12 protein-coding genes are annotated in these 15,050 nt (G+C 60.2%); 4 read left to right on the plus strand and 8 right to left on the minus strand.

The genetic code is table 11. The features are described from left to right. The first annotated feature begins 112 nt into the window (after positions 1–112). Positions 113–1,096, plus strand: a complete 984-nt coding sequence (locus DSM14862_RS11270) for a LysR family transcriptional regulator (RefSeq protein WP_007120532.1) — start codon at positions 113–115, stop codon at positions 1,094–1,096. Positions 1,097–1,102: 6 nt separating this feature from the next. Further along, positions 1,103–1,795 (plus strand): NAD-dependent deacylase, encoded by a 693-nt coding sequence (locus DSM14862_RS11275; protein ID WP_007120533.1) that lies wholly within the window; start codon positions 1,103–1,105, stop codon positions 1,793–1,795. Positions 1,796–1,834: 39 nt separating this feature from the next. On the opposite strand, the gene DSM14862_RS11280 is transcribed toward DSM14862_RS11275, so the two are convergent. Beyond that, a complete protein-coding gene (locus DSM14862_RS11280) occupies positions 1,835–3,463 on the minus strand; it encodes a BCCT family transporter (RefSeq protein ID WP_007120534.1) in 1,629 nt (542 codons plus the stop codon). Between the two features lie 256 nt (positions 3,464–3,719). Further along, entirely contained in the window at positions 3,720–4,019 is a 300-nt protein-coding gene (rpmB, locus tag DSM14862_RS11285; protein ID WP_007120535.1) for a 50S ribosomal protein L28, read from the minus strand. Positions 4,020–4,287: 268 nt separating this feature from the next. On the opposite strand from rpmB, the gene DSM14862_RS11290 reads away from it, so the two are divergent. Continuing rightward, positions 4,288–4,983: a CDP-alcohol phosphatidyltransferase family protein gene (locus tag DSM14862_RS11290; RefSeq protein WP_040701555.1), complete on the plus strand. Its 696-nt coding sequence runs from the start codon at positions 4,288–4,290 to the stop codon at positions 4,981–4,983. Positions 4,984–4,989: 6 nt separating this feature from the next. On the opposite strand, the gene DSM14862_RS11295 is transcribed toward DSM14862_RS11290, so the two are convergent. Next, on the minus strand, positions 4,990–5,445 hold the full coding sequence (locus tag DSM14862_RS11295; protein ID WP_007120537.1) for a methylated-DNA--[protein]-cysteine S-methyltransferase: 456 nt from the start codon (positions 5,443–5,445) through the stop codon (positions 4,990–4,992). A 261-nt stretch (positions 5,446–5,706) separates the two neighbouring features. Further along, entirely contained in the window at positions 5,707–8,628 is a 2,922-nt protein-coding gene (gene ileS, locus DSM14862_RS11300; RefSeq protein ID WP_007120538.1) for an isoleucine--tRNA ligase, read from the minus strand. A 374-nt stretch (positions 8,629–9,002) separates the two neighbouring features. Here ileS and DSM14862_RS11305 point away from each other — a divergent pair, with 374 nt between their 5' ends. Beyond that, positions 9,003–9,752 carry a Crp/Fnr family transcriptional regulator gene (locus tag DSM14862_RS11305; protein ID WP_007120540.1) on the plus strand — a complete coding sequence of 250 codons (750 nt, stop codon included), beginning with the start codon at positions 9,003–9,005 and terminating at the stop codon, positions 9,750–9,752. Here DSM14862_RS11305 and DSM14862_RS11310 read toward each other — a convergent pair. Genes DSM14862_RS11310 through DSM14862_RS11325 form a run of 4 tightly spaced genes read right to left on the minus strand, consistent with a single transcriptional unit; the run spans position 9,749 to position 15,021 of the window. Next, positions 9,749–10,906 carry a glycosyltransferase gene (locus DSM14862_RS11310; RefSeq protein WP_007120541.1) on the minus strand — a complete coding sequence of 386 codons (1,158 nt, stop codon included), beginning with the start codon at positions 10,904–10,906 and terminating at the stop codon, positions 9,749–9,751. The two genes, DSM14862_RS11305 and DSM14862_RS11310, sit on opposite strands and share 4 nt — an antisense overlap. Continuing rightward, positions 10,903–11,847, minus strand: coding sequence for a glycosyltransferase family 2 protein (locus DSM14862_RS11315; protein WP_007120542.1), 945 nt, complete (start codon positions 11,845–11,847; stop codon positions 10,903–10,905). The genes DSM14862_RS11310 and DSM14862_RS11315 overlap by 4 nt, the downstream gene beginning before the upstream one ends. Then, positions 11,819–12,976 carry a glycosyltransferase gene (locus DSM14862_RS11320; RefSeq protein ID WP_007120543.1) on the minus strand — a complete coding sequence of 386 codons (1,158 nt, stop codon included), beginning with the start codon at positions 12,974–12,976 and terminating at the stop codon, positions 11,819–11,821. The genes DSM14862_RS11315 and DSM14862_RS11320 overlap by 29 nt, the downstream gene beginning before the upstream one ends. Next, positions 12,973–15,021: an HAD family hydrolase gene (locus tag DSM14862_RS11325; protein ID WP_007120544.1), complete on the minus strand. Its 2,049-nt coding sequence runs from the start codon at positions 15,019–15,021 to the stop codon at positions 12,973–12,975. The genes DSM14862_RS11320 and DSM14862_RS11325 overlap by 4 nt, the downstream gene beginning before the upstream one ends. Positions 15,022–15,050: the final 29 nt, after the last annotated feature.

Here is a 15,050-nt window from a genome sequence, read left to right on the forward strand (position 1 = left end):
GGTGGGGCCTGTGCAGTTTCACCATTTCCAAATCCGACTTGCCAGTTCCTCGGGCAAACGCTTGACCTGAGCGGCCCGTAGTTTCACAAGATCTGAAAGAGATGGGACGCACATGCTTAACAAAGGCATCACCCTTCGGGGCATCGAAGTGTTTGAGGCGCTGGCGCGCAGCGGATCGGTGGCACAGGCTGCACAGGCCACGGGGCTCAGCCAACCCGCCGTCAGCCAGCAAATGCGCAAACTTGAAGCCGCCGTCGGCGCTGAGCTGGTCGATCACACACGCCGTCCAATGCGTCTGACCCAAGCCGGACAGATGTTTTTGCGCCGTGCCGGACTTGCGCTATCGGAGCTTCGGCAAGCGCAGAGCGAAGTGACCGTAATGGACCTCGCGCATTTAGACGCACTAAACCTCGGCGTGATTGATGATTTCGATGATGACCTGACGCCGCGCCTTGCCACGATCCTTGGCGACAGCCTGACCGGATGCCGCTTTCGCATGATCACCGCAGGCAGCAATGAATTGGCCGATGCCTTGCGCGAAAAAAGCCTACATATGGCGCTTTCTGCTCAGATCGACAGCAAGCTGGACGCAGTGCTGGAATATCCGCTGGCCCGCGATCCCTTTATCATCGTCACCCCCGCAGCGACGCCACATGATCCCGCGGTCTTGCTAAGCGGCGACACCCAGCTGCCTTTCCTGCGATATGCCGCCGACCAGTTGATCGCGCGGCAGATCGAAGCCCATCTTTCTGCCCAGGGTCATAACTTACCTGCACGGTTCGAGATCGGCAGCCATCTGGCGCTGATGGCCATGGTGGCGCGCGGCATCGGTTGGGCAATCACAACGCCCTTGGGCTACATGCGCGCCGCGCGGTTTCACAACAAGCTGGCCGCTTGCCCCCTGCCCGCCCCAGTGCCGGCGCGGACCATCTCGCTGTTCGCCGGGGCCGAATGGTCCGGCCCCGTGCCGCGCGACATCGCCCAAACCGTGCGGCAGTTGATGCAGACCCACATAATCGCCCCCGCCATCGCGCAGCTCCCGTGGCTGGCCGAGGGGTTTCACCTGCTTGAAGACGACAACCGGATCGGAGACTAATCAGCCATGACCAAAATCGTGATCCTTACCGGCGCGGGCATCTCGGCCGAGAGCGGGCTTGAGACCTTTCGCGCCTCTGATGGCCTTTGGGCGCAGCACCGGGTCGAAGACGTGGCCACGCCCGAGGGCTTCGCCCGCAATCCCAAACTAGTTGTCGATTTCTACAACGCCCGTCGCGCCCAGGCTGCAGAAGTGTCGCCCAACGCCGCACATCAGGCGCTGGCCCGGCTGGAAGCCGAGCTTAATGGTGAAGTCGTGGTCATCACCCAAAACGTCGACGATCTGCACGAACAGGGTGGCTCGCAGAATGTCATGCATATGCACGGCGCCCTCAAAGGTGCGCTTTGCGCTGCCTGCGATTATCGCTGGCCTGCCCCGATGTTTATGGCGCCCGGCGATTCCTGCCCCGCCTGCAACGCCCCTGCCGCGCGGCCCGATATCGTCTGGTTTGGCGAAATGCCCTATGAGATGGATACGCTTTTTCAACACTTGGCCGAGGCCGACATCTTCGCGGCAGTCGGCACCTCAGGCAACGTCTACCCCGCCGCCGGTTTCGTCGCCGAAGCCCGCCGCGCCGGGGCGCATACGATAGAGTTCAATCTAGAACGCTCAGCCGTAGGCAATCAGTTTGAAGATCACCGCATCGGCCCAGCCAGCCAAACAATCCCCGCGTGGGTTGACGAAGTCTTGCGCAGTTAAGCGCGGGCGCGCCACAAAAGGGCGCGCCTGCGCGATTTTTTACCGCGGCTCGCTGCTGAGCCCTTTGTAAACCGTGTAGCACATCACCAGCATCAGGATGGCAAATGGAACCCCCGTGGCCGTAACGCCAGCCTGCAGCGCAGATAGCCCGCCACCGATCAGCAGAACGATGGCAATCAATCCTTCAACAATGCACCAAAAGATTCGCTGAGGCACCGGCGCGTCGATCTTACCGCCCGCCGTGATCGTATCGACGACCAGTGAACCCGAATCCGATGACGTCACAAAGAACACCAGCGCCAGAAGAATCGCGATGGTCGACGCCACCTTGGTAAAGGGCAGTTCATTCAGCATCCCAAAGAGTGACAGTTCAGGCGAGTAGCTGTCGATCACATTGGCTTTGACCAGCGAGGTCTCAGGGCTGGTAAGGATTTGCTCAATCGCGATACCGCCAAAAACACCCATCCAGATAAAGATGATCAACGAGGGGATCAGCAAGACGCAGATGATAAACTCTCGCACCGTCCGCCCCCGCGAAACCCGCGCGATGAACATGCCCACAAAAGGCGCCCAGGAAATCCACCACGCCCAATAGAAAGCGGTCCAGCTCTCGCGGTACGCATCGTCCTCCCGCCCGAACGGGTTTGATAACGGAATGATCTCTTGGGTGTAGGCGACCAGCCCGGTCCAGAATCCATCGAGGCCCACCAAAGTCGGGCCAACGAAAAGCACGAATAGAAAGAACAAGATCGCCACGACCATGTTCACTTCGGACAGAATCTTGACCCCGCCGTCCAACCCACGCCAAACCGATACCAACGCCACAGCGGTCACCAATAAGATGATTATCACCTGGGCATTGGTCGAAATCTCAAGCCCGAAGGCAAAGTTAAACCCGGCGTTGGCTTGCTGCGCGCCAAGCCCGAGCGATGTGGCCAGTCCAAAAAGCGTGGCAAACACGGCCAAGATGTCGATGATATGACCCGGCCACCCCCAAACGCGATCACCGAGGATTGGGTAGAAACACGACCGGATAGAAAAGGGCAAACCCTTGTTATAGGTGAACAATGCGAGTGCCAGCGCCATGATGGCATAGACCGCCCAGCCATGCAGACCCCAATGATAAAACGTCGCTGCAAGCCCCATGGCACGTGCCGCCTCGACGTTCTCAGGGATGATTGAGCCGTCTTCGGCAATCGGCAGCGGCACCCCCAGAGGGCCGGAGACGTTCATATGATACACAGGCTCAAGCACACCAAAGAACAGGAGCCCGATCCCCATACCCGCCGCGAAAAGCATGGCAAACCACGCGGGGTAAGAATACTCCGGCACAGCGTCTTTGCCACCCAGCCTGACTTTTGAGACGGGCAGAAAGATTAACGCAATACAGAAAATCACGAAGATATTTACGATGATCATGAACAGCCAATCCAGCTTGGTGGTGGCAAAATCCCGAACGGCGAGAAAGAGCACCCCTGCCTGGTCTGGAAAGAGCATCGTCAGGAGCACAAAGGCCACTGCCGTCAGACCGGATACCATGAAGACCGGGTTGTGTATGTCAAAGCCCAACGGGCCGAGGGTGCCGTCGATGTTATCTTGGCCGACTTCGAAATCTGTCTCGATCTCATTCGTGTCGGAGGGGGGCGTGCCGGGTGTGGGGTTAGTCATGAAGTCTCCGATCTTGATGCATGATCTGGGCCCCGCTTGGCAGGTAGCATGGCCAGAACAACAAATGTCGGAAGATCAATTAGCGCGCCCTTCCAAGGTTTCCCGAATAAAAACATAGTTCTGCACAACAAAATCCCGATTGGCTGCCTCCAGTGGCCCCCTAGTAAACCCGAAAACCTAAAGAAAATCCTAAACCCAAAACAAAAAAGGCCCCGATCCTTTCGGATCGAGGCCCCAATCTCGTCTGTGTTAAGCCTTAGCTCAATACATCGGCAGTCGCGCTGGATTTCGCGATCGCTTTTTTGATCTTCAACGCGTTGTCGGACAGCTCAACGTCCTTGGCTTTCGCCAGGAACTTGTCCAAACCACCGCGGTGATCGACGGTGCGCAGAGCTGCAGCAGAGATGCGCAGCTTGAACGCGCGGCCCAGTGCTTCGGACTGCAACGACACGTCGTTGAGGTTCGGCAAGAACCGACGGCGTGTACGGTTGTTAGCGTGGCTTACGTTGTTGCCCGTCATCGGGCCTTTTCCGGTCAATTCGCAACGGCGCGACATGGGTTCATCCTTTTGCTGTTGTGTCCTTCCAGCGATCCGGAAAAACACATAACGTGGGGGCCGCGCAGAGCCGACCCTGAATTGGTTCGCTGGCTTTAAGGGGAATCGCGGTAGCCGTCAACCCGAAGCGCAGGACTTGGGCGCTTTTCCTGCGTGTTTGACCGTGACGTCAAGGCCAGCCCCGCCTCCCCGCCACTCTTACGCCGGTTTTTGCCACCTGTAATTGAGTTTCCTTTGCATCCCCCTGTCGGATTTGCGATGCAGACACATGACCATACAAATGCGCGCCCTTTTCGTTCACCTTTTTACTGCCACGGGTGCAGTCTTGGCGATGCTTGCCATGCTCGCCGCCGTGGAAGAAAAATGGGATTTGATGTTCCTCTGGCTGGTGATTGCCTTTTTTGTCGATGGCATCGACGGGCCATTGGCGCGTAAATACGATGTAAAGACCAACGCGCCCGAGTTCGATGGCGTCTTGATGGATCTGATCATCGACTACCTCACTTACGTCTTCATCCCGGCATTCGCGTTGTTCACTTCGGGCCTTATGGATGGGTGGAGCGGTTGGGCGATGATTATCATCATCACCTTTGCGAGCGTCATGTATTTCTCTGACACCCGCATGAAAACAAAGGATAATTCCTTTAAAGGCTTTCCCGGTTGCTGGAATATGCTGGTGCTGGTGCTCTTTGCGTTGCAACCCGAATGGTGGGTCAGCCTGATCGTGGTGACGGTCCTTGCCGCGGCGATGTTCCTGCCGATTAAGTTCGTGCATCCCGTGCGAACGGAGCGCTGGCGTCCGGTGACATTGCCCATGGCGCTGGCATGGACCTTCTTTGCGGGCTGGTCTGCTTGGGTGAACTTTGACCCCGAAAGCTGGGCGCATTGGGGTTTGGTTGTGACATCAATTTACCTTGTTTTCGCAGGTGCTGCGCAGCAGTTGATGCCCATTGGCGAAGATTGAAGCCACTTAAATCAACAAGCCCGCAGCACCTTCATGGCGCAGCAGGGCAACCTTGGTTTCGACCCCGCCTGCCCCGCTAAACCCGGTGAGCCCCTTTGCACCCATCACCCGGTGACACGGGATAATGAGTGGGATCGGATTGCCACCACAGGCTCTCCCCACCGCTTGTGCAGGGACATCGAGATCGCGGGCAATCTCTCCATAAGTGCGTGTATCGCCGAACGGAATCGCGAGAATCGCGGCGCAGACCTGGAGTTGGAAATCGCTGCCCCTGACGCGCAGTGGTAGGTCGAAGCTCTGGCGCGCGCCTGATGCGTATTCGTTGAGTTGGCCCAGTGCGGCATCAAGCAGGTCCGAGCGGTCCTGCCGCGCCGCCTGCCCCCAGCCGAGCGCCGTAATCGCGCCGTCGTCTTCGGTTAAGATCAGATCGCCGAAGGGCGTGGAGAGGGAGGCTTGTTTCATCCGACCACCCTGCCCCAGAACGCACCGCCGCGAAAGAGTGCTGAGGGCATCGCCCTCCCTGGGGGGCGTTAATACTTATTTGGTTGGTATGGGGGCGCAGAGAACGCCGAGGCAGCGATCTGTGATGACGCAGTAAAATCGCCCTCCGGGGGTAGGGAGGGCGATGCCCGGTGCGCCACCGGGCGGGGCGGTTTGAGAGGTAGCAAAGAAAAACGGGCGGCGGTTTGACCGTCGCCCGTTTCATCAGTTCTACTGCTAGCTTCAGGCTTCCGCCAAAGCCTCTCGCACTGCTTCGTCACAGCGGCCACAAACGCCCGGATTGGCATGCGTGCCGACATCCGGCAGCACCTTCCAGCAGCGCTCGCATTTCGCGCCTTCGGCCTTTTCGAACACCACGGCCACGCCTTGGGTCTCGGGCATCCGGAACGCCTCCGCCGGGGCCGCATCGCCGGTTACGGTGATGTCAGAGGTGATGGCCACGTCCTCGAACGACACGCTTTGCAACGCTTCGCGCTGCGCTGCGTCGTCGACATGCACCACGGGGGCGGCCTCAAGCGAAGCCCCGATGACCTTCTCAGTCCGCTGCACTTCCAACGCTGCGGTCACCACACGGCGCGCGGCGCGGACTTTGGCCCATTTCGCCGCCAGTTCAGGGTTCAACCATGCTTCGGGCGTCTCGGGCATGTCGATCAGATGCACCGAAGACTCATCGCCGGGGAACCGCTCCAGCCAGACTTCTTCCATGGTGAAGACCAGCACGGGGGCAAGCCATGTCGTCAAACGGTGGAACAGGATATCCAGCACCGTGCGCGCGGCGCGGCGGCGCAGGGTGTCGCCGTCGCAGTAAAGCGCGTCCTTGCGGATATCGAAGTAGAAGGCCGAGAGATCGACCGTGGCAAAGGTGAACACCGCCTGAAACACGCCTTGGAAGTCAAAGCGCGCAAAACCGTCACGCACGACCTTGTCCAACTCCGCCACCCGGTGCAGCACCCAACGCTCAAGCTCCGGCATCTCGGCGGGATCGACACGATCTGCCTCGCTAAAGTCATTCAACGCGCCCAACATATAGCGCATGGTATTGCGCAAGCGGCGATAGCTGTCGGCCACGCCTTTAAGGATCTCATCCCCGATCCGCTGGTCGGCGGTGTAATCGGTCTGCGCCACCCAAAGCCGCAGGATATCCGCGCCGTACTGCTGCACGATCTTCTCGGGCACGATGGTGTTGCCGATGGACTTGGACATCTTCATGCCTTTGGCGTCCAGCGTGAAACCATGGGTCACGACATTGCGGTAAGGCGCGCGGCCCGTGGTGCCGACCGACTGCAACAGCGAGGAGTGGAACCACCCGCGGTGCTGGTCGGTGCCTTCCATATAGACGTCCGCGATGCCGTCCTCGGTCCCATCTTCACGGTCGCGCAGGGTGAAGGCATGGGTCGAGCCGCTGTCGAACCAGACGTCGAGGATGTCGGTCACCTGATCGAATTCCGCCGGGTCGACGATGCCCTCAAGGAAGCGCTCTTTGGCGCCATCGACATACCACGCATCCGCGCCTTCAACCTCAAACGCCTCGACGATGCGCTTGTTCACCTCGTCATTGCGCAGCAGGAAGTTCTCATCCGTTGGGGCGACACCCTTGCGCACGAAGCAGGTCAGCGGCACGCCCCAAGCACGCTGGCGGCTCAGCACCCAGTCGGGCCGCGCCTCCATCATCGAGTGCAGGCGGTTGCGGCCGGATTTCGGCGTCCAGTTGACGTTGTCGATCTCGGTCAGCGCGCGCTCGCGGATGGTTTTGCCATGCGTATCCAGCCCGTCGCCCACCACCTTGTCGATCGCGGCAAACCACTGCGGCGTGTTGCGGTAGATAACGGGTGCTTTCGAGCGCCAAGAATGCGGATAGCTGTGCTTGATCTTGCCCCGCGCCAGCAGCCCGCCAACCTCGACCAGCTTGTCGATGATTGCGCTATTGGCATTGCCCTCTTTGCCGTTCGGCTTGAGGATCGCCTTGCCGCCAAAGAACGGCAGATCGTCGCGAAAGCGGCCATCTTCCATGACGTTATAGGTGATGACCTGCGGCAGCATGCCCAGATCGCGGTAGAGTTCATATTCTTCGAGGCCGTGGGAAGGTGCGCAATGCACAAAGCCCGTACCCTCATCCGAGGTCACGAAATCAGCGGCACGGAAATCGCGCAGGTCGTCCCACTCGCCGTTTGCCCCGTCGGCCCCAGCCAGCGGGTGCAGGAGCGAGATTTTGGACAGCTCGTCATTCTCGACACCGCGAACGCGCTGCCACATGCCGTCCTCAAGACGGGCACGGGCAAAGACATCCGCCGCAAGATCATCGGCCAGCAGGAAACGCTCGCCAACATTGGCCCAGCATTCGTCCGGCGTCGCGGTCACTTCGTAAAGGCCATAGGAAATGCCCTCGCCGTAAACCACGGCCTTGTTGCTTGGCATGGTCCAAGGCGTCGTGGTCCAGATCACCACCTGGGCGCCGTCGAGATCACCCTCGGTGCCGACGACCTTGAACTTCACCCAAACCGTGTGGCTTTCCTTGTCGTGATACTCGACCTCGGCCTCGGCCAGCGCGGTCTTCTCAACCGGCGACCACATCACGGGCTTGGAGCCTTGATAAAGCGTGCCGTTCATCAGGAACTTCATGAATTCCTCGGCGATCACCCGCTCGGCGTGGAAATCCATCGTGAGGTAGGGGTTCTCCCAATTGCCGGTGATGCCCAAACGCTTGAACTCTTCGCGCTGCACGTCAACCCAGCCACGCGCAAACTCGCGACACTCGGACCGAAACTCGTTGATCGGCACCTGATCCTTGTCGCGGCCCTTTTTGCGGTACTGCTCTTCGATTTTCCACTCGATCGGCAGGCCGTGGCAATCCCAGCCGGGGATATAACGCGCGTCATAACCCATCATTTGGTGCGACCGCACGATCATATCCTTGATCGTTTTGTTCAGGGCGTGGCCGATGTGCAGATGCCCGTTGGCATAAGGAGGGCCGTCATGCAGCGTGAAGGGCTGGCGGCCCTCTTTCTCGCGCAGGCGGTCATAGACGCCGATCTTCTCCCAACGCTCCAACCAGCCGGGCTCGCGCTTGGGCAATCCGGCGCGCATCGGGAAATCGGTTTTGGGCAGGTTCAGCGTGGCTTTATAGTCGGGGGTCTCGGCGCACATGGGGGGCGTCCTTTAGGCATATGGGGGGTTATTCAATTTGGTTCGGTGCGAGCGGCTCAAACACCTCGGCCCGGCGTCTCATTGGATCAGAGCGCCGGGGATATAATTCGAATAATGATCGCGGTGAGGCGTGTCATAGGGCCGCTTATAAACAGCCCCCCCTGCCCCGACAAGCCCCGGTCGAATGGCAGAACAACGCCATGAAAGCCGCGCCGAACACGGCCGCCAGCAAATTTAACATTTATTATGATTTCCGGCCCTCTCTTGAATTTTTCGGTAAAATCAATATCATACGCTATTCGATAGATTTATGAGCGCGCGGGCCTGATACCTACGGCGGCTGCGCCATTCCGATTGGGCGGAAAGGCCTTCATGTGACCACCGAACAGATCAAGTATAACGATATGTCCGTCAAACCCTCTGGCATGGTCGATCACCTCAGTGATGCGCAGTGGGCCAAGGTTGCGCCCCTGTTGACCCAACATATGCACTATCCTCCCAGTGAGGTCATCAGCCGCCGGGGTGATTTGCTGGATCACAGTCTTTTGCTGCTCGATGGTTTGATTGCGCGCAGTGTGCCAAGTGGTCAACGCGCGCGAAATACGTTTGTCGCCCTGCAATTCCCCGGGGAATTTGTCGATCTACATGCCTTTCCGCTGAAACGGCTGGACCACGATGTCGTAACACTGGCCGATACCCGTGTGGCCATAGTCGCGCATGAACCGCTGCGCGAATTACTGAATGGCGATGTGGAACTTGCGCGGAAGTTGTGGCTGATGACCTTGGTCGATGCCTCCATTCACCGTCATTGGGTGATGCGCAACAGCGCCATGCGGGCCTTGGCGCGGGTCGCAAATTTCCTAAGCGAATTTGATGCCCGCATGAGCGCCGCCTTCGGGATGGAGCGGCAGAGCCTGCCCTTCAGCCTGCGCCAAACTGATATCGCAGATGCGACTGGCCTTACGTCGGTGCACGTCAGTCGTACTCTGCGCGAGTTGCGCGAGCATGGGTGTTGTACGGTGGCAGGAGGGAAGCTTTTGATCCACGACCGAAAGGAATTACATAAGGTCGGCATGTTTGAAGCCGCCTACCTTTATGTTCCCCAGTCCGAGATGGCCCCCTAGCCCGCCTCGGCCAATGGCTGGCCGATCGCTTCCACCTGCAAGGCAATTGCCGGATATGTTATGCGTGGCATGGCCACGTCATGTTGGGCGAGCGCCCCTTGGTAAAGCTGCTCGAACTTGGCTACCATCACCTGCGCGTCAAACAAGCGCGCCACCCGGGCGCGCGGCACCTCCGCTGGGATCATAAGCGCCTTCTGCAAGGCCGCGGCCAATGCTTCGGGACTGTCGTTTTCCGCAATCACCCCCGCATCGCCTAGCACTTCTTCCACAGCGCCATGCGGGGTCGCCGCGACCGGCAGGCCGGTTGCCATCGCCTCTACCGCAGCGAGGCCGAAGGGTTCTTCCCATTGGGGCGTGAAAAGCGCAACCGACGCCCGGCCATAGGCCCGCCCAAGCGCGGCTGTATCCAGATGCCCAACATAGGCCACATCGCCGTATAGATGCGGTCTTACCATATCGTTAAAGTAATCCTGATGCTCAACCGCGCCGTAGATACGCAGCGGCATACCGGCGATCTGAGCGGCCTCTGCCGCAAGATGCGTGCCTTTCGTTGGCGTGATCCGACCGGCCCAGACGGCACTGCCGTCGCCCGGCCCCCCTTCTGACCACTCAGAAAGGTCGATCCCGTTGTGTACCACTTGCGCCGTCTCGGGCGCGCCTTCGGGCCACCAGATGCCGCGCTGCCGCGCTGAAACGACGGTCGAAAAATGCCACGGTGCTGCCCCATCCATCAACGCGCCACGTAAAACTTTGAACGGCGGGATGTGCAGCGATGTCACCATCGGCACCCGCTCTGCCCGCGATAGGCGTGGCAAGTAACGGTGCAGCGCGTTGTTGTGTACCACGTCAAAGCGCCCTTCTAACAACAGCCGCGCCGCACGGGCATAGCAGGCATCAAGATGGTCATTCAGCGCCTCGGTGCCGTGAAAATCATGCCATGGAAAGCGGGCGTCGTAATGGGCCTCGCAAATCGGCAGCAGTTTCACCCCCGGTGGCAACCCTGCCCCGCTATCGCCGCTGGCCAATAGGGTCACATCATGGCCCCGCGCGGCCAGCAGCCGTGCAAGTCCATGGGTAAACGCCTCCATCCCCCCCTTGAAGGGAGGTGCAATGGGGTGGCGTATATGGCCAACGATGGCGATGCGCAGGGTCATTCCGCCGCGATCTGCTCTTCGCCGCGCAGATGGCGAAGCACGCGCGCAGTATTGGCGTAGGGCTGATCCGATTGTTGTTCACAAAGGGCAAAATCATCCGCATCCGGCTCGCGCAGCTGCACCAATGCATCCCCATCGCTGCCCACCAGCCCCATCAAACGAAAGGCGGTGAGCCAGTGGTTCATCGTGCGATGCCCCCATTTGTCTGCGAAAATCTCGGTGTTGCGAAGGATCGATGGGATGTGATGAATGGGCGGCATGCAATGCGCGTGGTGCTGGTGGAACACTTTGGCGCCCTTCGCCCAGTGAATCGGCACGCCGCGCGCGTCCAACTCTCGGCCAAAGTCGGTGTCCTCGCCCCCATAGCCGGTAAAGCGTTCATCGAAACCGCCGGATTGGTCCCAATCTTCGCGGTGAATGGCAAAGTTTAGCGACCAAAAGCAGCGGTAGTCATTGCAGCGTTTCAATCCTTCGGCAGGTGGCCCTTGGCGGTCAGAATGGCGCACGGCGACCGCTTCGAGCCTGCTGTAGGTCCAGCCCTCGCTGGCCGTGCCTGCGGGCAAATAGTTCACCTCGCCCATGATCAACCCATTGCCGGGCCGCGCATAGCCCATGTAATCGGCGATGAGGTCGGGCGCAGGAATGCAATCGACATCAAGAAAGACGAGGCATTCGCCCGTTGCGCCAGCAGCAACTGCATTACGGGCGCGCGACAGCGGCAGTTCGCGGCCCGTGACCTGCACCTGTCTGATTGGGAAGTCAGTCTGCGGTAGGTCATCATATAACGTGTCCTGCATCACCCCGATCACCAGCTCATCCGGCTGCCGGGTTTGACGGGTAAGACCAAGGATGACATTGCGCAAATGTGTCGCGCGGCCCCGCGCAAGCGTCAGCGCGCTGACCAAGATGTCCTCAGGCGCGGATGGGGTGAACGACGTCATGTAAATCTCCGGTTTCATTTGATGTTTTGGGAAGTAGCTGATCGACCAAACCGCACAGCCACTGAGCGGTTTCGGACGCGGCATTCTCGTTCACTAAAGACCGTTGCAATGCCGGGTCATGGGTATCGAATGTGGTATTGATCGCCGCGCGCCACGCATCGGCGGACGACGGGAAATGCAGTAGATGATGGGCGCCGCCGGCGCGGGCAAGCGCGTTGGCCTTTTCAATCTGTTCATCGAAGTAGCGCCACTCGGGTACAGCCAGCCACGGCTTTTCCGCCGCGAGGATCTGATGACAAGTGGTATTGCCGGTCGAGGCCACGACCAAGTCAGCCGCCGCAAGGTAGTCTGGCGCATTTTCGACCCAGCCATGGTGGTGCAGGTTCGCGGGCTCGGTTGCGTGCCAGTCCCGTGCCATTTGACCGATGGTGATAAACGTCGTGTCAGGCATGGCCCGCGCAGCGATCCCAAAGGGGGCCGAGGCAAAGCCGGTGCCACCCCCTCCCGACATGACCACCACCAACCGTTGATCAGCCGCGACGCCCATGCGTGCACGCAGCGTCGCGCGCTGTGCCGGATCGGGCCGCTTTACGTCTACTCCAAGCCCGCCCGCAAAATGCGTCTTAACCAAATGCCTCACTGGCCAATCAGGTTGAGCCAGTGCCTGCGCGCCGGGACAAAGAAGACCAACCGCCCCATCATAGGCCGCGTGATGCCCCGCATCCCCACGCTGCCCATGCTGCAGCACGTTCACATGCGGCACCGAGCATAGGCGCGCCAGCTGCGCCACTTCGGCAGACACATCGCTGATCATCAAAACCGGATTGGCATGGGCAAACCAAGATGCCATTCGAGCCATTGCTTGCCGGATGCCGGGCCATCCCAAGGGGGCGCAATGCACCGTATCCGGCGCGCTCGTGGTGTCGTGGATATCCTCCGCCCCTGTGGTTTCGAAAAGCGACGGCAAAGTGATAACCTCAATATGCCGGGTGAAATCGGTGAATATGTCCGGTTTTGCGCAAAAGACAGTCACCGGCTGGCTTTCGGGCAGTGCATTCACCACCGCCGCGCAGCGCTCGGCATGACCTCGGCCCTGATGGTGCACGAAATACCCAATCGGCCGCGTCATTGCGCCACCATCTTGACCGGCGATTCCATCGCGTTGGGCGCAAGGCCAAAGGTCTCCAACCCCTCCAACACACCCGCGGCATGAGATGCACGCGCGTAGTAAAGTCGCCCGCCTCCCAATCGATCGCGCAAGCCGTCCACGGCATTGCCAACCAAAATGCCCCGACCCGGCCCGTCATTTACCGCCTGCAGCATGTCGAAATCATTGCCACTGTCCCCGGCGACAACCACACGGTCCATCGACATGCCCAATTGCCGGGCCGCAGCACAGACGGCGGCGCCTTTGCCCGCGGCCAAGGGCAGCACATCAATAAGCCGACCATGCGAAGCCACGATCTGCGCCGCCACATTCCGCCGCGCCAGATGGCGTTCCAGCCGCCGCGCGGTGCGCATGTCGCCAAATCCGCTCAGTTTCCATCGCCGCTGCTCGACCCGCGCTTGCCAATTGAACCCGAAATCCAGAAGGGCGCGTTCCACCCGATCACGCTCCCACCCTGCATCAAGTTTGCGGGCAAAACGCGCATCTAAACAAAGGCGCCCTTGGCTATCGGGTAGGTAAACTTCAGTACCGACCGAGGTGATGAAGACACGCGGCATCGGCAGGTGCCATGCGCGCAAGATGCGCCGGGCTTCGGGAAGACTGCGGCCCGTGGCCACGGCAAACACTGGACGATCACGCCTAACCCAAGCATCGAACAGAGCAGCCGACGGGGCGCAGCCGGTCAGGGTGTTGTCAATATCGCTTGCCAACATGACCGGCGCGCCCCGAAGTGGCTTAGACTGGCGGATATCCTCGCAAATAAGCTGCACCTCTTCGGCCCATTTCGACCAATCGTAGCGCCCCACATGCGCACGCCCGGCTTTTGCCGCCTGCGACCAAACGGCCCGGTTATCCAACAGCTTCAGCAACGCAGCCTCGATAGCCTCTACGTCACGTGGTGGCACGCATATGCCGTGGCCAAGGTCTGCCACGATATCCGCCGGGCCACCTTCCTGCGTGGCCACGACTGGCAAGCCATGAGACGCGGCTTCCAACATGGTCAGGCCAAAGGGCTCATGCAGAGCGAGGTTCACGAACACCCCACCCGTCTGGGCCGCCGCTTCATAAAGACCTGCAACATCAGCTTGGCTATGACGCGGCGGAAGGGCGACCTGACCGCACAGATGCGGTGTCCCCAAAACCTCGTGTAGTTGCGCCAACTCTGCGCGCGCTTCGGGATTGGCCTGCAAGGCATCGCCATGTTGGCCCGCAACGATCACAAGGTTCGCACGTTTCTGCAGCGCAGGGCTGTCAGCATATACCTTTGCCAAAGTGGCTAGATTTTTACGGGCCACGGGACGCGCCACCGCCAGCAGCATCGGGCGGTCGGGATCGCTGAGAGTGTCGGCCAGAAACGCGCGCCCTGCGCCCGCCCCTGCAGGGCGGCGCAACGAAACACCCGGAGAAACGCGGTGAACCCGCGCTTGCGCGCCAGTCCCATAGGCCGCCACCTGAACCTCCGCCTCGTCGCGCGATGACAGCACGACGGCATCCGCCTCCAACAAAGCACGCCGCTCGGCCTCGATCCGCGCTGTATCGACGACCGCACCGGATTTGCTCAGCGCCAAGGAGTGCGGCGTGTAGATCACCGGAATGCCGAACCGTTCCCGCGCCGCCAGTGCCAGGTGCGCTGCATCCGCAAAATGCGCATGGATCACATCTGGCCGCCGCGCCGCCTGCGCCAAGTCCGCCAAAAACGCGTCCACCAGCGCAGAAATTTCAGCAGCCAGATTTTCTTTGCTCAGATACCCCCGCTCCGCCGTCCACAACCGCCGGATCGACAAACCGCGGCCGACCTGTTGGTCGGTCTGTGCATGGACCGCCCCGAGGCTGGGATCATCAAAAGCACGGGTTACGATTTGCACCGCATCCACATCCCCCCGCGCTGCCTGTGCGCGGGCTGCCCCCAAGATATAAGCGATGTGACCACCGGTATCTTCGGTCACGCCATAATTAACAGTCGGAGCTGTGAGACAGCCCCCGAGGGCAATATGACAGATGAACATGATGGGTCTCCTTGTGAAAGGTGAACCCC

Source organism: Sulfitobacter indolifex, from assembly GCF_022788655.1.
Lineage (GTDB): Bacteria > Pseudomonadota > Alphaproteobacteria > Rhodobacterales > Rhodobacteraceae > Sulfitobacter > Sulfitobacter indolifex.